The 17,071-nt window shown below is 69.1% G+C and carries 19 protein-coding genes; 10 read left to right on the top strand and 9 right to left on the bottom strand.

Going from position 1 to position 17,071, the window contains the following annotated elements:
- The first annotated feature begins 39 nt into the window (after nt 1–39).
- Together BLW75_RS33255 and BLW75_RS33250 are read left to right on the top strand one after the other, a co-directional pair.
- The gene (locus BLW75_RS33255; RefSeq protein ID WP_034315462.1) at nt 40–381 is read left to right on the top strand and encodes a DUF485 domain-containing protein; all 342 of its coding nucleotides are present in this window, start codon (nt 40–42) and stop codon (nt 379–381) included.
- Nucleotides 378–2,006 carry a solute symporter family protein gene (locus BLW75_RS33250; RefSeq protein WP_034315460.1) on the top strand — a complete coding sequence of 543 codons (1,629 nt, stop codon included), beginning with the start codon at nt 378–380 and terminating at the stop codon, nt 2,004–2,006. Before BLW75_RS33255 ends, BLW75_RS33250 begins: the two co-directional genes overlap by 4 nt.
- 62 nt (nt 2,007–2,068) lie before the next feature.
- Here BLW75_RS33250 and BLW75_RS33245 read toward each other — a convergent pair whose 3' ends face one another.
- A complete protein-coding gene (locus BLW75_RS33245; protein WP_034315458.1) occupies nt 2,069–2,812 on the bottom strand; it encodes an isocitrate lyase/PEP mutase family protein in 744 nt (247 codons plus the stop codon).
- Entirely contained in the window at nt 2,809–3,273 is a 465-nt protein-coding gene (locus tag BLW75_RS33240; RefSeq protein ID WP_016336647.1) for a carboxymuconolactone decarboxylase family protein, read from the bottom strand. Before BLW75_RS33240 ends, BLW75_RS33245 begins: the two co-directional genes overlap by 4 nt.
- 46 nt (nt 3,274–3,319) lie before the next feature.
- On the opposite strand from BLW75_RS33240, the gene pdxR reads away from it, so the two are divergent.
- A complete protein-coding gene (gene pdxR, locus BLW75_RS33235; RefSeq protein ID WP_034315455.1) occupies nt 3,320–4,699 on the top strand; it encodes a MocR-like pyridoxine biosynthesis transcription factor PdxR in 1,380 nt (459 codons plus the stop codon).
- 63 nt (nt 4,700–4,762) lie between these two features.
- Here the strand turns inward: pdxR and BLW75_RS33230 are convergent, their stop codons facing one another.
- Nucleotides 4,763–5,443 carry a peptidylprolyl isomerase gene (locus BLW75_RS33230; protein ID WP_091598803.1) on the bottom strand — a complete coding sequence of 227 codons (681 nt, stop codon included), beginning with the start codon at nt 5,441–5,443 and terminating at the stop codon, nt 4,763–4,765.
- Nucleotides 5,444–5,589: 146 nt separating this feature from the next.
- Here BLW75_RS33230 and BLW75_RS33225 point away from each other — a divergent pair, with 146 nt between their 5' ends.
- The gene (locus BLW75_RS33225) at nt 5,590–6,177 is read left to right on the top strand and encodes a hypothetical protein (protein WP_034315451.1); all 588 of its coding nucleotides are present in this window, start codon (nt 5,590–5,592) and stop codon (nt 6,175–6,177) included.
- 113 nt (nt 6,178–6,290) lie between these two features.
- Nucleotides 6,291–6,635, top strand: coding sequence for a beta/gamma crystallin domain-containing protein (locus BLW75_RS33220; protein ID WP_034315448.1), 345 nt, complete (start codon nt 6,291–6,293; stop codon nt 6,633–6,635).
- A 42-nt stretch (nt 6,636–6,677) separates the two neighbouring features.
- Here the strand turns inward: BLW75_RS33220 and meaB are convergent, their stop codons facing one another.
- Nucleotides 6,678–7,646: a methylmalonyl Co-A mutase-associated GTPase MeaB gene (gene meaB / locus BLW75_RS33215; protein WP_034315446.1), complete on the bottom strand. Its 969-nt coding sequence runs from the start codon at nt 7,644–7,646 to the stop codon at nt 6,678–6,680.
- A 5-nt stretch (nt 7,647–7,651) separates the two neighbouring features.
- Entirely contained in the window at nt 7,652–8,833 is a 1,182-nt protein-coding gene (locus BLW75_RS33210; protein WP_034315443.1) for an acetyl-CoA C-acetyltransferase, read from the bottom strand.
- A gap of 131 nt (nt 8,834–8,964) precedes the next feature.
- On the opposite strand from BLW75_RS33210, the gene mce reads away from it, so the two are divergent.
- Nucleotides 8,965–9,414 (top strand): methylmalonyl-CoA epimerase, encoded by a 450-nt coding sequence (gene mce, locus BLW75_RS33205; RefSeq protein ID WP_034315441.1) that lies wholly within the window; start codon nt 8,965–8,967, stop codon nt 9,412–9,414.
- Here the strand turns inward: mce and BLW75_RS33200 are convergent.
- Both BLW75_RS33200 and BLW75_RS33195 read right to left on the bottom strand, forming a co-directional pair.
- Nucleotides 9,408–9,971: a TetR/AcrR family transcriptional regulator gene (locus BLW75_RS33200; protein ID WP_034315439.1), complete on the bottom strand. Its 564-nt coding sequence runs from the start codon at nt 9,969–9,971 to the stop codon at nt 9,408–9,410. The two genes, mce and BLW75_RS33200, sit on opposite strands and share 7 nt — an antisense overlap.
- 16 nt (nt 9,972–9,987) lie before the next feature.
- Complete coding sequence (locus tag BLW75_RS33195) at nt 9,988–10,356, bottom strand: SPW repeat protein (protein ID WP_034315436.1); 369 nt, start codon at nt 10,354–10,356, stop codon at nt 9,988–9,990.
- Nucleotides 10,357–10,559: 203 nt separating this feature from the next.
- On the opposite strand from BLW75_RS33195, the gene ccrA reads away from it, so the two are divergent.
- From ccrA to BLW75_RS33175, 4 genes are all read left to right on the top strand, one after another.
- Nucleotides 10,560–11,900, top strand: a complete 1,341-nt coding sequence (gene ccrA, locus BLW75_RS33190) for a crotonyl-CoA carboxylase/reductase (RefSeq protein WP_034315432.1) — start codon at nt 10,560–10,562, stop codon at nt 11,898–11,900.
- 104 nt (nt 11,901–12,004) lie between these two features.
- Complete coding sequence (locus BLW75_RS33185; protein ID WP_034315430.1) at nt 12,005–13,114, top strand: coiled-coil domain-containing protein; 1,110 nt, start codon at nt 12,005–12,007, stop codon at nt 13,112–13,114.
- A 105-nt stretch (nt 13,115–13,219) separates the two neighbouring features.
- Entirely contained in the window at nt 13,220–13,669 is a 450-nt protein-coding gene (locus BLW75_RS33180) for a universal stress protein (RefSeq protein ID WP_034315427.1), read from the top strand.
- Nucleotides 13,669–14,814, top strand: a complete 1,146-nt coding sequence (locus tag BLW75_RS33175) for an adenylate/guanylate cyclase domain-containing protein (RefSeq protein WP_034315423.1) — start codon at nt 13,669–13,671, stop codon at nt 14,812–14,814. Before BLW75_RS33180 ends, BLW75_RS33175 begins: the two co-directional genes overlap by 1 nt.
- Before the next feature lie 247 nt (nt 14,815–15,061).
- Here BLW75_RS33175 and BLW75_RS33170 read toward each other — a convergent pair whose 3' ends face one another.
- Nucleotides 15,062–16,294, bottom strand: a complete 1,233-nt coding sequence (locus BLW75_RS33170; RefSeq protein WP_034315421.1) for an aldehyde dehydrogenase family protein — start codon at nt 16,292–16,294, stop codon at nt 15,062–15,064.
- 52 nt (nt 16,295–16,346) lie between these two features.
- The gene (locus BLW75_RS33165) at nt 16,347–17,060 is read right to left on the bottom strand and encodes a M50 family metallopeptidase (RefSeq protein WP_034315605.1); all 714 of its coding nucleotides are present in this window, start codon (nt 17,058–17,060) and stop codon (nt 16,347–16,349) included.
- Nucleotides 17,061–17,071 lie beyond the last annotated feature (11 nt).

Here is a 17,071-nt window from a genome sequence, read left to right as displayed (position 1 = left end):
ACGTGTCGCGGAACACATTCGCGGTGCGAGGAGAGCACGATGAGTACCGAAACGAACGCTCCCAGTCCACCGGAAACGGACTGGGACAAAGCCCATGACAGCGCGGAGTTCAAGGAACTGCGGGCTCGGTTGCGCCGGTTCGTCTTCCCCGTCTCGGCGCTGTTCCTCCTCTGGTACCTGCTCTACGTGCTGCTCGCCGACTACGCGCACGGCTTCATGAGCACGAAGCTGGTCGGCAACATCAACGTCGGCCTCGTCTTCGGCCTGCTGCAGTTCGTTTCGACCTTCGTGATCACCGGGCTCTACGTCCGCTACGCGAACAAGAAACTCGACCCCCTCGCGGAGAAGATCCGCACGGACATCGAGAGTGAGGCCAAATGAACCTCGCCGCCGGAGTCGAGGGCAGCAGCCCCGTACTCAACATCACCATCTTCGGCCTGTTCGTGGTGGTCACGCTGTTCGTCGTGTTCCGGGCGAGCCGCAACACGAAGACGGCTTCGGACTACTACGCCGCCGGCCGCGCGTTCACCGGCCCGCAGAACGGCGTCGCCATCGCGGGTGACTACCTGTCCGCCGCGTCGTTCCTCGGGATCGCGGGCGCGATCGCCATCTACGGCTACGACGGTTTCCTTTACTCCATCGGCTTCCTGGTCGCCTGGCTGGTCGCGTTACTGCTGGTCGCGGAATTGCTGCGCAACACCGGCAAGTTCACCATGGGCGACGTGCTGGCGTTCCGGATGAAGCAGCGCCCGGTGCGGGCCGCGGCGGCGACGTCCACGCTGGCGGTGTCGTTCTTCTACCTGCTGGCGCAGATGGCGGGCGCCGGTGGCCTCGTCGCGCTGCTGCTCGGGATCGAGAGCAAGGCCGGGCAGGCCGCGATCATCGTGATCGTCGGCATCATCATGATCGCCTACGTGCTCATCGGCGGGATGAAGGGCACCACGTGGGTCCAGATCATCAAGGCGGCGCTGCTCATCGCCGGCGCGCTCGCGATGACGCTGTGGGTGCTGGCCATGTACGGCTTCAACCTTTCCGCGCTGCTGCAGGGCGCCGTGGACAAGGCGGGCAGGGCCGGTGAGGCGCTGCTCGGGCCGGGCAACCAGTACGGCAAGACCGGTACGACGAAGCTCGACTTCCTGTCGCTGGGCATCGCGCTGGTGCTCGGTACCGCGGGCCTGCCGCACGTCCTCATGCGCTTCTACACGGTGCCGACCGCGAAGGAAGCCCGCCGTTCCGTGGTGTGGGCGATCGCGCTGATCGGCGTCTTTTACCTGTTCACCCTGGTGCTCGGCTACGGCGCCGGCGCGCTGGTCGGCGCCGACAAGATCAAGGCCGCGCCGGGTGGCGTGAACTCGGCGGCCCCGCTGCTGGCGCTCGAACTGGGCGGCCCGATCCTGCTCGGCCTGATCGCGGCGATCGCCTTCGCGACGATCCTCGCGGTGGTCGCGGGCCTGACGATCACGGCGTCGGCGTCGTTCGCGCACGACGTCTACGCCAGCGTGATCAAGAAGGGCAAGGCGTCCCCGGATTCGGAGGTGAAGGTCGCCAGGATCACCGCGCTGGTGATCGGCGCGGTCGCGATCCTCGGCGGCATCCTCGCCAACGGGCAGAACATCGCGTTCCTGGTGGCGCTGGCCTTCGCGGTGGCGGCGTCGGCGAACCTGCCGACCATCCTGTATTCGCTGTTCTGGAAGCGGTTCAACACCCAGGGCGCGCTGTGGAGCATCTACGGCGGTCTCGCGGTCTGCATTGTGCTGATCGTGTTCTCGCCGGCGGTCTCGGGTAAGCCGGTGGACCCGAAGACCGGGAAGAGCGCCTCGATGATCCAGGGCGTCGACTTCCACTGGTTCCCGCTGGACAACCCGGGTCTCGTCTCGATTCCCGTGGCGTTCTTCCTCGGCTGGCTCGGAACCGTGCTGTCCAAGGAGCACAACCAGAAGAAGTACGCGGAGATGGAGGTCCGCTCGCTCACCGGCGCGGGCGCCGAAAAGGCCGTCGCCCACTGATCGCCGGGGCGGTGCGGCCGGCTCCAACGCCCCCGGCCGCACCGCCCCGGTTCCCACTTCCCCTAGTAAGGCAGCTTCCCCGCCGTCAGTTCGGCCAGTTTCGCGCGGAGATCGGCGCGGACGGACTTCCACAGCCCGGTGCCCAGCGAGATCCGCGCCACCCCCAGTGCGGTGAGCGCGGAGAGATCGGGGCCTCCGGGCACCGGGGCGGCGTTGACCGCTCCCGGCGCCACCGCCTTCACGAACTCGCCGAGCACCTCCGGCGACTTCACCATGATCGGATAGACGCAGTCCGCCCCGGCCTCGAAGTACGCCTTGGCCCGCAAGATCGCGTCGTCCAGTACCGCTCGTTCGTCGGACGCGCCGAGGAAGACGTCGACGCGGGCGTTGATCACCAGCGCGTCGCCGGCGGCCTCGCGCAACTTCGCGACCCGTTTCGCCTGCGCCTCGAGTGGGCGTACTCCACCTGAAGCGTGATCGGTGTCCTCGTAGTTGCAGCCGACGGCGCCCGCCTCGGCCAGCCTCGCCGCGAGTTCACCCGCTTCGAGCCCGTATCCGCCTTCGACGTCGACGGTCACCGGCACCGAGACCGCCCGCGCGATCCTCGCCGCCGCCGCGAACATCTCGGCGGCGGGCGCGTCTTCCCCGTCTTCGTACCCGAGAACCTTGGCCACGGCGAACGAACTCGTCGCCACGACGGGGAACCCGGCGGCTTCCACGAGACGCGCGCTGTCGGCGTCCCACGCGTTCGGCAGGAGCAGCGGCGTACCCGCGACGTGCAGCTCCCGCAGCCGAGCCGCCGTCATTCGGCGCGCTCGGGCAGCGGCGCGTGGCTGGTCACGCACATCCGGTTCCAGCTGTTGATCGCGATGGCCTCCCAGACGATGGCGCGGTACTGCTCCTCGGTGAAGACGCGGGTGGCCTCTTCGTAGACGTCGTCCGGCACGTCGTGCAGGGTCGCCACGTTCGTGATCGCCTCGGTGAGCGCGAGGGCGGCGCGCTCCTGCTCGGTGAACAGTTCGGTCTCGCGCCAGCCCTGCAGCACGAACAGCCGCCGCGGCGACTCGCCCATCTGCAGCGCGTCGTGGGAGTGCATGTCGAGACAGAACGCGCAGTGGTTGATCTGCGACGACCGCATCTTCACCAGTTCGAGGATCTTCTGGTCGACCCCGGCGTTGGCGGCGGCCTTCTCGACTTCGGCCTGCAGTTTCGCCATGGCCTGGTAGATCTCGGGCACTCGCTTGCCCACATGGATTCGCTCGGTCATACCGTCGAATCTAGCGGCGACTGGCCCACGAGTATGGTCCAGTCTCATGGCAGATTCGTGGTCCAGTTCGGGAATGGACGTCCACTTGGACTGGCGTCCCGAAAGCGGCCGGAGCGGACTCGCCGCCGCGATCCGCGCGGCCATCCGGGAGGGACGCTGGCAGGCGGGCGCCGCGGTGCCCTCGACCAGGGCGCTGGCGCAGGATCTCGGCGTGGCCAGGGGAACGGTCACCCGGGTCTACGCCGACCTCGCCGCCGAGGGATACCTGCGGACCACTCAGGGCGCGCCGACCCGCGTCGCGACGGCGGGCGCGCTGCCCGCGTCACCGCCGAGGCCGGTCCCCCGCGACCCGGCGCCGCGCTGGGACCTGCGCCCCGGCAGGCCGAACCTGTCGGCGTTCCCCCGCTCCGCCTGGCTCGCCGCGACCCGGCGGGCACTGCACCAGGCGCCGATGTCGGCGTTCGACTACACGGCCGAGTCCGGTGCCCCGGAGCTGAGGGAAACGCTCGCCGCGTATCTGGCCCGCAGCCGCGGCGTGGTCGCCGATCCCGCCCGTATCCTGGTGTGCTCCGGGTTCTCGCACGCGATCGCGGTACTGGCGCGGGTGCTGCACGCGCGCGGCGCGGACGAGATCGCGTTCGAGAACCCGTCGCTGCACATCTACCGGAACATCGCCGCCGCCAACGGTCCCCGCGTGGTCGGCGTCCCCGTCGACGACCACGGGATCACGGTGTCCGCTTTGGACAGTCCGGCGGTCGTGGTCACCCCGGCGCACCAGTACCCGCTCGGCGTCACCCTCGCTCCGGAGCGACGGGCGGAACTCACCCGTTGGGCGGAGGAAACCGGTGCCGTCGTCATCGAGGACGACTACGACGGCGAGTTCCGGTTCGACCATCAGCAGGTCGGCGCGTTGCAGGCGCTGGCACCCGAACGGGTCGTGTACGTGGGCACGACGAGCAAGACGCTCGCGCCGTCGCTGCGGCTGGGTTGGATGGTGCTGCCGCGGTTCTTGGTCGAACCGGTGCGTACGGCACTGGCCGAGAGCGGGGCGCGGCCCGCGCTGCTGGACCAGCTGGCGATGGCCGAACTGATCGAGTCGGGCGCCTACGACCAGCACATCCGCCGCTGCCGCATCGAATACCGGTCCCGGCGAGACGAACTGCTCGCGGCCCTGCCGGATTCCGTGCTACCGCAGGGGATCTCCGCCGGGCTGCACTTGGTGCTCCAGTTCCCCGGCGAGCTACCCCGGGAGATGGAGGTACTGGCCGCCTGCCGTCGTCGCGCGATCGGGCTCGAAGGCCTCAGCGGCTACTGGATCGGCGAACCGCAACGCGAAGGGCTCATCATCGGGTACGGCGCCGCCGCGAAGCACGCTTTCGGCGGCGCCACCCAAGCCCTGCGCGAGGCCATCTTCGAAGTCACCTGACACCCCGCAATTCGTCACCTACTTGCGATGATGGCGCAAGTAGGTGACGAATTGCGAGAGGGGTCAGCAGAACCAGGGGCGTGCCCGGAGGATGTCGGTCTTCAGGACGGGGGCGCCGTCGACCGGGGCGGGGTTCTCCGGGGTCGGCTTGATGCCCCCGGCGGCGACGTCGTCGAGGGTTTCGAGGCCTTCGTGGCCCACGGTGCCGAAGATCGTGTAGTTCGGGCGAAGCGCGGAGTCGCCGTACACGACGAAGAACTGGCTACCGTTCGTCGCCGGACCCGCGTTGGCCATCGCGAGGACGCCACGCGCGTACACCTTGCGCTCGCCGGTCGGGTCGGTCGGCGCGGGCGGCAGGCCCACGGGCAGCTCGTCCTTGTACTTGTAGCCGGGGCCGCCCTCGCCGGTGCCGCTCGGGTCACCGCACTGCAGGACCTTCAAGGTCGGGTACGCGGTCAGCCGGTGACACGTCGTGCGGTCGTAGAAACGGTGCTTCGCCAGGTGCAGGAAGCTCTGCACCGTGCACGGCGCCTTCGCCCGATCGAGGGTCAGGTCGATCTTGCCCTGGTTGGTCTTCAGCTGCACCGGGACCTTGCCCCGGTCCGGCGTGCGCCGGGGGTCCGGCGGCAACGGGACCGGCCGCGCGGCCGGCTCGTCCGGCGTCTGCGTGTACTGGCACGGCCCCTTCGTGACCTTCGGCGGCGCACCCTCCGCCGATGCCGTCCCGGTGCCTGCCGCGAGCATCAGCCCTGCTCCCAGCACTGCCACAAAGACCTTCGCGATCCTCTGCACGGTTCCTGCCTCCCAGCCGTGGACGAAGAGCAGAGCATAGGGTGAATCCCCGGCGCTCACACAGGTCCGGAAGTAGGTCCGCGGTTAGGGTCGGAACCGTGGAGATCGCCGAACGACACCAATGGCAGCTGAACGCCCTGACCTTTCTGTACGCGTACACGCAGTACGTCCTCGTGCACGAGAGGGTCATGGCCGGGCTGCCGCCGGAGAAACCGGCCGAACTCGACAAGCCGCGCATGCTCAGGCTCGCCAAGGTCGTCGACGACATGATCCTCGACTTCCGCAAGGAGGACGGGCTGACCGACCTCGAACGGCGCCGCGTCATCCGCCTCGCCAGGGAGATCAAGTCGCACGTCCGGGAGAAGTGGCCGCCCCGCGACGCGTCGCTCACCGAGTGGATCGCCTCGGCCGCGGCGCACTTCTACTGCGAGGAGCACATCAACAACGGCTACGTCCGGATGGGCCGGGTCTTCGACCCCGACATGGCCGACCGGTTCCTGGAACGCGTCGAGTTCTGCCGGGGCCAGACCGTCACGATCACGAACTACGCCCACAAGGTGGCAGACGGCGAACAGCTCACCTACGGCGAGACGAATCAGCTCGAGGTCTGGAAAGAGGACGCGATCGCCCATCTGGACAATCTCGACAGCGATTTCGGCGACATCAAGATGTACGTCGAATTCTGACGGCTGCCCGTTGGACCAGAGTCGGTTGTCCGGACGCACCGGGAAATTGACAATCCCCACGGGTGATCGAGATGCTCGAAGCACGCTCCTTTCCACGATCAAAGGAGAATTCCGTGTTCTCGACCAAGAAACGCGTCCTGGCCGTGGCGGCCGCCGCTGCCGCCACGTTCAGCCTGCTCGTGCCGACCGGCACCTCGTTCGCGATCGATCACATTCCCTGCCGCGACGGGGAGAACTACCTGAAGATCTGGTCCCACCTCGGCGGGAGCAGCAGCGTCGACTGCTACGCCAACCGCGGGCGGATCAGCTTCGGCGGCTGGTGGATCGACCGGATCTACACCGGCAACAACGACCTGATGTACTACGACAGCAATGGCGCCGACGTGCGCATCAACCGGTGGACCGATATCAGTTTCCCGAATCGCCCGCCGAAGGTCCGCGTCATCGAAATCCTCTGAAACCTCGTGAGTGGTGAGGACGGTTAGAACCGTCCTTACCACTCACGAGCCGCGAAGGTCCGCGATGAGTTCGTCGGCCGCCGCGAAGGGGTCGAGTTTCCGCGCGACCACGCGTTCGGCCAATTCGGTGAGCCGGTCTCCGGAGCGCAGGTCGACGATTTCCGCACGCAGCCGCTGCACGGCGATCGCCTCGACCTCGTCCCGGGCCCGCGCCGCACGGCGGCGGGGCAGTTCGTCGCGCCGGACCAACCAGTCGTGGTGTTCGTCGAGCGCGCGGACGACGTCCTCGACGCCTTCGCCGCGCGAGGCCACCGTTCGCACGATCGGCTGACGCCAGCTCGGGCCGCGGATCTCCCGGCGCACCAAGGAGATCATCTGCTTGAGGTCGTGCACGGTCGCGTCCGCGCCCTCGCGGTCGGCCTTGTTGACCACGAACACGTCCGCGATCTCCAGCACGCCCGCCTTGGCCGCCTGGATCCCGTCACCCATCCCGGGCGCGAGCAGGACGACCGTGGTGTCGGCCAGTTTCACGACGTCCACTTCGGACTGACCGACGCCGACGGTCTCGATCAGCACGACGTCGAACCCGGCCGCGTCGAGCACCCGGACCGCCTGCGGCGTCGCCCACGACAGCCCGCCGAGATGACCGCGCGTGGCCATCGACCGGATGAAGACGCCCGGATCGGTGGCGTGTTCGGTCATCCGAATCCGGTCGCCGAGCAGCGCGCCGCCGGAAAACGGCGACGACGGGTCGATCGCCAGCACGCCGACCCGCAAGCCCCGCGCCCGCAGGGCCGTGAGCAGCGCGGACGTCGATGTCGACTTGCCGACACCGGGCGGACCGGTCAGACCGACGACCCGCGCGTTGCCGGTGTGCGGTGTCAGCTTCGCCGCGACCTCGGGCAACCGTGGATGAGCGTCCTCGACCAGCGACAACAACCGGGCGATCGCGCGGGGGACGCCGTCCCGCGCGCGACCGACCAGTTCGTCGATGTCCAGCTGTACCGGCAAGGGCTTTACGGAACGCGGATCAGCAGCGCGTCGCCCTGGCCGCCACCACCGCAGAGGGCGGCCGCGCCGAGCCCGCCGCCGCGACGGCGGAGTTCGTGGACCAGGTGCACGGCGAGCCGCGCGCCGGACGCGCCGATCGGGTGGCCGAGCGCGATGGCGCCACCGTCGACGTTCACCTTCTCCGGGTCGAGCCCGAGCTTGTCGGCCGAGACCAGGCCGACGGCGGCGAACGCCTCGTTGATCTCGACGAGGTCGAGCGCGTCCGCGGTCAGGTTCGCCTTGGCCAGCGCGGCCAGGATCGCGTTCGACGGCTGCTCGTGCAGGCTGGCGTCCGGACCGGCGACCACGCCGTGCGCGCCGATCTCGGCGAGCGGGGTCAGGCCCAGTTCCTCGGCCTTGGCCTTGCTCGCGACGATCACCGCGGCCGCGCCGTCGGAGATCTGCGAAGCCGAGCCGGCGGTGATGGTGCCATCGGAAGCGAAGGCGGGACGCAGTTTCGCGAGGCCTTCGGCGGTGGTGTCGGCGCGGACGCCCTCGTCCTTCGAGAAGACGACCGGGTCGCCCTTGCACTGCGGGATCGACACCGGCGCGATCTCGGCGTCGAAGCGGCCCTCCGCGATGGCGGCGGCGGCGCGCTGGTGCGACCGCGCGGAGAACTCGTCCTGCTGCTCACGGGTGATCCCGTAGCGGCTGTTGTACTTCTCCGTCGACGAGCCCATGGCGACCTGGTCGAAGGCGCAGAACAGACCGTCGTACGCCATGTGGTCGACGAGCGTGGTGTCGCCGTACTTGAACCCCGCGCGGGACTTCGGCAGCAGGTGCGGCGACTGGGTCATCGACTCCTGGCCGCCCGCCACGATCAGGTCGAACTCCCCCGCGCGGATGAGCTGGTCGGCCAGCGCGATGGCGTCGAGGCCGGAGAGGCAGACCTTGTTGATGGTCAGCGCCGGGACGCTCATCGGGATACCGGCGGCGACCGCGGCCTGACGGGCCGGGATCTGGCCCGCGCCCGCGGTGAGCACCTGGCCCATGATCGTGTACTGGACCGCGTCCGGCGAGACACCGGCCTGCTCCAGCGCCGCCTTGATGGCGAATCCGCCGAGTTGCGCGCCCGAGAAGTCCTTCAGGGAACCGAGCAATCGCCCGATCGGTGTACGGGCGGCACCCAGGATCACGGAACCGGACACGGCGTCCTCCAAGCATCGGCGCAAGGGCAAAGGGGGTCTTCGCGACCATACCCGGGTCGCGGGTCTCTTGATGGAGCCAGTGTGAGGCGGCGCACGCCGGTCCGCCCGCCCGCACACCTATCCTGCTCTGCATGAACCAGGCGCTGAAACCGTTCGTGACGGCCATCGACCACGTCGGCATCGCGGTACCCGACCTCGACGCCGCGATCGCCTTCCACGCCGAGCATTTCGGCCTGGAGGTCGCGCACGAGGAGGTCAACGAGGAGCAGGGCGTCCGCGAGGCGATGCTGCGCGCGCCGGGCACCGCGGGGACCGAGACCGCGATCCAGCTCCTGGCGCCGCTGCGGGAGGATTCCGCGATCGGCAAGTTCCTCGCGAAGAGCGGCCCCGGGCTGCAGCAGCTGGCGTATCGAGTGTCCGATGTGGACGCGGCCGCCGCGGCGCTGCGCGCACAGGGACTGCGGCTGCTCTACGACGAGGCGAAGCGCGGTACGTCCGACAGCCGGGTGAACTTCGTGCACCCCAAGGACGCCGGCGGTGTGCTCGTCGAACTGGTGGAGCCCGCGAAGGACGGTCACTGATCCCGCGTCAACGCGGAGGCGATGAAGAGGACCTCGCGGTCGATCTCGGCGGGGTCCCCGTCCTCGGAGTGCCGCGCTGTCGCGTGGCGGTGGCTGACCGCCCGCGCGAGTAGTCCCGACGCCGAATCGACGTCGGCGAGCGCGACCTTGCCGCCCGTCGCGGCGACGATCACGGCCTTCACCTGCCGGACGAGTTGCTGGAAACGTTCGGCCAGCGCGTCGCGGACCGCGCGGTGCGTGTCGGCCTCGCGCCACAACAGGTGCGACAGCGCCAAGGACCGGTTGAACCGCCTGTCGAGTTCGACGACGAGGCCGCGAAGACTGCCCGCGAGATCGCCGGGGACGACCACGACGGCCGGTTCGATCCGGGCGTCGGGTAGTTCGGCGACCAGCGCGGCCAGCAGATCCGACTTACGCCGGAAGTAGTAGTGCACCAGGCCTTTCGGCACGCCCGCCCGCTCCGCGATCCGCGAAGTGGGCGTGGCGTCGAAACCGGATTCGGCGAAGAGCGCCTCCGCGGCTCGCAGGATGCGCTGTTTCGCCGAATCCTCTTTCACGCCGTTTCCTCCTGGGTCAGTGCTGTCCCGCCGTCCGGTGCGTCGCCTGGGCGATCGGCATCGCCGCCGCCCCGGCCACCACGGTCAGGACGCCGCCGATCCAAGCGGTCCAGGACGCGCCCATGAAGTCGGCGTATCCCATCACCCAGGGCGAAATGAACAACAGCGCGCCCAGGACGATCTGAATGCCTTCGCCGTAGACCATGCCAGGCATCGCGAGCGACGCGAGACCGTCGAGGGCGATCAGCGCGCCGAGGATGACGAGCGTCCACATGGCGGTGTTGTCCGTGGTCATCCAGAGGGGTGAAAGCGCGACCACGACACCGATGACCACCTCCGCCCAGTCATGGGGACGGGTCCAAGGGCGCGTCGTGGGTTCGTTCATGCGTGCTCACCTCCGAGAATCGGCTGAACCTGCAGGTCGGAGAGATCTCCACCGCCCATGGTGCGCTTGGTTGGCCGGCCGGTCAAGACCGGTCGATAACGCTTCGGGATGTGTACGTGCTCCACGTCTCGTACAGTTGTGGACCTGGTTACCCATGAGTAATTTGGGCGAACCACGCCGTCCCCCCATTCGCGGAGGTTCCGATGTCGCAGCTCGGCGAGATCCAGCAGGCCATTCTGAACGATGACCTCGGCGCCGTGGCGTCGCTCGACGTGCCGGAGTCCTATCGCGGGGTGACCGTGCACAAGGACGAGGCCGGCATGTTCGAAGGCCTCGAAAGCCGGGACAAGGACCCGCGCAAGTCGCTGCACGTCGACGAGGTCCCGACGCCGGAACTCGGCCCCGGTGAGGCGCTGGTCGCGGTCATGGCGAGCGCGATCAACTACAACACCGTCTGGACCTCCATCTTCGAACCGGTCTCGACGTTCAAGTTCCTGGAGCGCTACGGGCGCCTTTCGCCGCTGTCGAAGCGCCACGACCTGCCCTATCACGTCGTCGGCTCGGACCTGTCCGGCGTCGTGCTGCGCACCGGGCCCGGCGTGCACAACTGGAAGCCGGGCGACGAGGTCGTCGCGCACTGCCTCAACGTCGAACTCGAGGGCCCGGACGGGCACAACGACACGATGCTCGACACCGAGCAGCGGATCTGGGGCTTCGAGACGAACTTCGGCGGGCTCGCGGAGATCGCGCTCGTGAAGGCGAACCAGCTGATGCCGAAGCCGGGCCACCTCACCTGGGAGGAGGCCGCCTCCCCCGGTCTGGTGAACTCCACGGCCTACCGCCAGCTCGTCTCGCGCAACGGCGCCGACATGAAGCAGGGCGACGTCGTGCTGATCTGGGGTGCTTCGGGCGGCCTCGGCTCCTACGCGACGCAGTACGCGCTCAACGGCGGCGCGATCCCGGTGTGCGTGGTCTCCAGCCCCGAAAAGGCGGAGATCTGCCGGAAGCTCGGCGCGGAGCTGATCATCGACCGGAACGCCGAGGGCTACAAGTTCTGGAAGGACGAGCACAACCAGGACCCGAAGGAGTGGCAGCGGTTCGGCAAGAAGATCCGCGAGCTGACCGGCGGCGAAGACCCGGACATCGTCTTCGAGCACCCGGGGCGCGAAACCTTCGGCGCGTCCGTCTACGCCGCGCGCAAGGGCGGCACGATCGTCACGTGCGCGTCGACTTCGGGCTACATGCACCAGTTCGACAACCGCTACCTGTGGATGAACCTGAAGCGGATCATCGGCAGCCACTTCGCCAACTACCGCGAATCGTGGGAAGCGAACCGGCTCATCGCGAAAGGTCTGATCCACCCGACGCTGTCGAAGACCTACTCGCTCGAGGAGACCGGGCAAGCCGCGCTGGACGTCCACCGCAACGCGCATCAGGGCAAGGTCGGCGTGCTCGCCCTTGCGCCGGAAGAAGGTCTGGGTGTCCGGAACCACGAGCTGCGCGAAAAGCACATCGACGGGATCAACGCCTTCCGGAACGTTTAGCGCGCCGGAACGTGCTTTCGCCGCGCGTTGCGTGGGTGCTCACCCTTCCGTGACTCCAGCTCGACTACGGTAGAAGGATGAGCCTTGGCGAGGAACGGGAGCTAGTGCCGCTGGGAGCCGGCTTCGACGTGGCGAAGCGCGGTTACAGCCGTGCGCAGGTCGACGAACATCTCGAACGGCTGGACGCCGATCTGAAGATGCTCACCGCCGATCGCGATGCCGCCATCGGGCAGGCGGGCGACCTGGCACGGCAGCTGGAGATCGCACGCGGCGAGATCGCGGACCTGCGCGGGCAGGTCGACCGGCTCGCCCAGCCGCCGACGAGTGTCGAAGGCCTTTCCGAGCGCCTGCAGCGCATGTTGCGGCTCGCGCAGGACGAGGCCGCCGACACCAAGGCGCGCGCGGAAGCCGAAGCCGGGCACATCCGTGCCAAGGCGGAGACCGACGCGAGCGCCATGCGGGCCCGCTACGAGCAGTTGCTCAACGAGCTCGACCTCCGTCGCAAGGAGATGGAGGCCGAGCACCGCGGTGTGCTCGAAAAGGCGCGCGCCGAGGCGAAGGACATCACCGACAAGGCGAAGGCCGAGCGAGACAAGCTCGACGCCGAGTCGCAGCAGCGCCGCACGCAGGTCGAAGAGGACTTCGAGATCGCGATGGCGTCGCGGCGCACCGAGGCCATGCACGCGCTGGCCGAGCAGGAGGCCGCGAGCAAGGCCGAAGCCGCCCGTCGTGTCCGCGAGGCCACCGAGGACGCCGCCGCCATCCGCGCGAAGGTGCTCGAAGAGGAGACGGCGGCCAAGGCCGACATCGAGCGCCGTCAGCGCGAGTCCGTCGCCGACGCCAACAAGCGCAAGCAGGACTCGATCACCGAGGCCAACGCCCGGCTCGCCGAGGCGGCCGACGAGGCACGCCGCCGCGTCCGGCAGGCCACCGAAGAGTCCAACCGGCGGATCACACAGGCCACCGAACGGGTCGAAGCGCTCCGCAAGGTGCGCTCCAGCCTGGCCGAGCAGGTCCGCACCGCGCGGAACGCGCTCGCCGAGGCGACCCACGTGCTCGGCGACGAACCGCATGTCCCGGCGGACCTGAAGGCGAAGCCGTCACCCGACTCGGAAGCCACCGTGCAGCTCCGGACGGCCGATGTGCCGAAGGCCACATCCGGCGCGAAGCCTTCACCGCGACCTGCGGCAGCGCAGAAACCGACTGGCGAGTAACCTTTTCACCCGACCGTGCTCACGGCGGCCTGCGAGGCCGCCGACTAGCGGTTATCGTCGCTGCTCGCGCGCAGGTGCGGGCTGTCAGATCGGTGGAGGTTGCGGATGGCTGCATATCGGACCGTGGTCGTGGGCACGGACGGATCGGATTCCTCGTTCGCCGCGGTGGACCGGGCGGCGGGTGTCGCCGGGGATTCCGGAGCGACCCTGGTCATCGTGTGCGCCTACTACCCCGCCAACAAGGGCGACGTGGAGAAGGCACAGGACGTTCTCGGTGACGAGGCGTACCAGGTCGTGGGCTCGGCCCCGGCCGAGGACACCCTCCTGTCCGCCCGTGACCGGGCGGCGAAGGCCGGCGCGAAGACGATCGAGACCGCCGCGGTCGTCGGCGACCCGGTCGACTCGCTGCGCAAGGTCGTCTCCGAGCGCTCCGCGGATCTGCTGGTGGTCGGCAACCGCGGGCTGAACACGCTCGCCGGCCGCATCCTGGGCTCCGTGCCGTCCGAGGTCGCGCGGAAGTCCGGGGTGGACGTGCTCATCGTCCACACCACCTGATGCCCGAACCCGGCGAGATCTCGCCCGACGCGCTGCAACAGCGCCTCGAACGGATCCTGCTCGGTGGTAGGCGCAAGTACACCCGGCTCGAAGTCGCCGAGAAGGCAGGCGTTCCCGAAGAACGCTCTCGGCGCCTTTGGCGTGCGCTGGGCTTCGCGACGGTCGACGACGACGAGGTCGTCTTCACCGACGCCGACATCGAAGCGATCCGCACGGCCGATCAGCTGATGAACTCGGGGCTGATCGACCCGAGCATCGAACTGGCCGTGACACGCGCGCTGGGCCAGCACCTTTCGCGCCTCGCGGAATGGCAGGTCCACATGCTGTGGACGATGATCACCGAGAACAAGGAGATCGGCAGCAGCGAACGCCAGATCGGGCGGCTCGTCGAGCGGCTGCTGCCCGAACTGGAGAAGGTGCAGGAATTCGTCTGGCGCCGCCACCTGGCCGCCTACGCGGGCCGGGCGCTGGCCATGCCGGAGGAAGACCTCGAAGCGAGGACCGAAGTGGTCGGCTTCGTCGACATGGTCGGCTACACCCGGCTGACCAGGCAGGTCGACGAAGAAGAGCTGACCGACATCCTCGACCGGTTCGAATCCGTCGCCACCGAGGTGGTCGCGGATCACCACGGGCGGATCGTGAAGATGATCGGCGACGAGGTCCTGTTCGTCGCCGATTCCGCCGTCGACGGGGCCGAGATCGCCCTCGCCCTCTCCGAACGCGCCGACGCCGACGAGACCCTGCCCTCAGTACGCGCCGGGCTGGCTTCGGGCCGGATCCTCAGCCGGTTCGGCGACGTCTACGGCTCGGTGGTGAACCTCGCCGCCCGCCTCACCTCGACCGCGCGGCCGGGGACCATCCTGGTCGACAAGGAACTCGCCGGCGAGCTTTCGGGCTTCCCGCAGTACGAGATCCGGTCGCGGCGGCCGGTGTCGGTGCGCGGCTACAACCGGCTGCGGCCTTCGTCCCTGCGCCGGGCGCGGGACCGGCCTTCGGGCATGTTCGCCTCTTCGCAACAGCTCGCCGCGGAGATGCTGGGGCTGGCCGCCCCCGCTCCGGACCCGACGCCCGCATCGGACGAGGTCGAGGACGCCACCGCGGACTCGGTGCCGCCCGGGCCTAGATCGAAGCGTCGCCGTCGCTGATCCCTGCCGGAAGAGCAAGGGACCTTTGCTACCGCAGTGGCCGTGCGGCGATTCGGGTCAGTGCCGACCTGCGATCGGGAGATTTCGCGTGACTGGAGGGACGGCACACGTGATCAGGCGGACGGCTCTCGGCGGCCCCGGCCGCCGACGCGTGTCGTCCGTCCAGTCACGCGTGTCGTCCGTCTGATCACGTGTGCCGTCCGCCCGGTCACGCGAAACTCCCGGTTCAGTCCAGGGGGTCGTGAGGTCAGGCGGGCAGCACCGCGTACTGCCGCACGTAGAGGTCGGTGTAGGTGACCGGACCACGCGGGCCGGGGACCTTGTCCAGGTTGATGCCGGTCTCGGGGACGGCGAGGAGCTTGAAGCCGTCGAGCAGCCGGGTCGGGGCGTTCCAGAAGACGCCGGTGCCGGTGTACGCGTCGAAGAACGCGTCGGCCGCTTCGCTGCTTTCGGTCGCGATGCCGGCGGCCAGGCCGGAGGTCCGTTCGTTGGCGATCTCCGCCGCTTCGGGGAGGCCGGAGACCTTCGCGACGGTGACGGTCGCTTCGCGGTCCGAGTCGAGCGCCCATTCGTAGCCGATGGCGTGCTCGTGCGGGGCGAGCGAGGGCGTGACGCCGCGTTCGGCCAGCGCGCCGGAGATGCCGGGCCAGACGCGGTCGTGGGCGTCCTCGTGGATCAGCAGCAGGTTCAGCCGGTTGCAGACGCCGAGCCGGTCGAGGCTGGTGAAGACCAGGTCGCGCACCTTGTCGGTGTCGGCCGCTTCGTCGACGTACAGCACGCCGCCGCCGTCGGCGTGGGCCAGCGTCCGGACACCGTGGACGGCCGCCTCGGTGGCCAGCGCCCGGGTGCTGTCGCCGCTGCCGCGCAGGATGACCAGCGGCACGAGCGTGGGGAAACGGACCAGCGCGGAAGCCGCTTCACGCTCGGCGCGCGGCACCAGCTGGATGACGTCCGGGTCGATGCCCGCCTCGGCGAGCGCGGGGGCGATCACGGTTTCGCGCAGGCGCTGGGCCGAGCCGAGCGCGGCGGAACCCGTGCGGAGCACGCCACCGTTGCGCGACTTCACCAGCTGCGAGGCGACGTCCACCGTGACGTTCGGGCGCGCCTCGTAGTTCGCACCGATCACGCCGACGGGGCGGCGACGCTCCACCAGCCGCAGCCCTCCGTCCAAAGTGGACACATCGACGGACCGCTCCTGATGCGGCGCGCCCGCCAGGAGACGGAGCTGTTCGGCCATGCCGGTCAGCCGCTCGGGGGTGATGGTGAGCCTGTCGAGCAGGCCCGCGCTCATGCCGTCCTCGCGTGCCTTGACGATGTCGGCCTGGTTCGCTTCGAGCACGACGTCGGCGTGCTCGACGAGCTTGTCCGCCATGGCGTTCAGCGCGGCGTCGATCGCCTCCGCGGTGGCGGCGGCCAGTGACGGCGCGGCCCGTTTCGCCGATCGAGCGCATTCCTCGACGGCCTTGGCGACCTCGTCCATCTGCTGACTCCTTCCGCGCGGAACGAGCCATCAGTCTGCCGTACCGCCCCGGTCAGGCGACGGTCGGCTCCAGCAGCCACAACCCGCCCGCGAAGAGACAGCTCACCGTCAGCACGGCCATCACCAGCACCCACAGCACCGCGGGCATCGCGGTGAGCCTGCCGAGCTGATCGGCGTCGGAATCCCGGGCCGCTCCCCGGCGCCGCTTGATCTGGAGCTCGACCACCGGCCGGACACCGCCGAACAGCAGGAACCAGGTCAGCAGGTAGACGAAGATCGCCTGGAACCACGAGGGCGCCACCAGCGCGACCAGCCCGAGCACCACCGAGCTGGCGACCACGGTGAACACGCCGTAGGTGTTGCGCACCATCACCAGCACACCCAGCAGCATCAACGCCATCATGATCAGCACGACGGTGATCAGGTCCGACGAGAGCAGTCCTGCGAACACCAGCCCGAGCACGGCGGCCGCCGGGTACCCGGCCAGCGCGGTGAACGCCATCCCCGGGCCCTCCGGTTTGCCACGGGAGACCGTGACGCCGGAGGTGTCCGAGTGCAGCTTGATGCCCTGCAGCCGACGGCCGACCAGCACCGCCGCCAGCGCATGACCCGCCTCGTGGACGAGTGTGATCAGGTTGCGGGCGATCCGCCAAGGCCTGCCTGAGAGCACCACGAGCAGCGCGAGACCACCGGTGACCAGGGTGATCGTGCCGGGCGGGGTGGACTGGGCGATGTCGGAAACCGTTTCGGCGGGAGACGAGCTCACCACATCAGCTC

Source organism: Amycolatopsis lurida, from assembly GCF_900105055.1.
Lineage (GTDB): Bacteria > Actinomycetota > Actinomycetes > Mycobacteriales > Pseudonocardiaceae > Amycolatopsis > Amycolatopsis lurida.
This window is presented reverse-complemented; position numbering and strand designations above follow the sequence as displayed.

Excerpts from the sequence above, each read along its gene's own strand:
- BLW75_RS33255 (WP_034315462.1), top strand. The coding sequence starts at position 40 with ATGAGTACCGAAACGAACGCTCCCAGTCCACCGGAAACGGACTGGGAC.
- BLW75_RS33250 (WP_034315460.1), top strand. The coding sequence starts at position 378 with ATGAACCTCGCCGCCGGAGTCGAGGGCAGCAGCCCCGTACTCAACATC.
- BLW75_RS33245 (WP_034315458.1), bottom strand. The coding sequence starts at position 2,812 with ATGACGGCGGCTCGGCTGCGGGAGCTGCACGTCGCGGGTACGCCGCTG.
- BLW75_RS33240 (WP_016336647.1), bottom strand. The coding sequence starts at position 3,273 with ATGACCGAGCGAATCCATGTGGGCAAGCGAGTGCCCGAGATCTACCAG.
- pdxR (WP_034315455.1), top strand. The coding sequence starts at position 3,320 with ATGGCAGATTCGTGGTCCAGTTCGGGAATGGACGTCCACTTGGACTGG.
- BLW75_RS33230 (WP_091598803.1), bottom strand. The coding sequence starts at position 5,443 with ATGCTCGCGGCAGGCACCGGGACGGCATCGGCGGAGGGTGCGCCGCCG.
- mce (WP_034315441.1), top strand. The coding sequence starts at position 8,965 with ATGAACCAGGCGCTGAAACCGTTCGTGACGGCCATCGACCACGTCGGC.
- BLW75_RS33195 (WP_034315436.1), bottom strand. The coding sequence starts at position 10,356 with ATGAACGAACCCACGACGCGCCCTTGGACCCGTCCCCATGACTGGGCG.
- ccrA (WP_034315432.1), top strand. The coding sequence starts at position 10,560 with ATGTCGCAGCTCGGCGAGATCCAGCAGGCCATTCTGAACGATGACCTC.
- BLW75_RS33180 (WP_034315427.1), top strand. The coding sequence starts at position 13,220 with ATGGCTGCATATCGGACCGTGGTCGTGGGCACGGACGGATCGGATTCC.
- BLW75_RS33175 (WP_034315423.1), top strand. The coding sequence starts at position 13,669 with ATGCCCGAACCCGGCGAGATCTCGCCCGACGCGCTGCAACAGCGCCTC.
- BLW75_RS33170 (WP_034315421.1), bottom strand. The coding sequence starts at position 16,294 with ATGGACGAGGTCGCCAAGGCCGTCGAGGAATGCGCTCGATCGGCGAAA.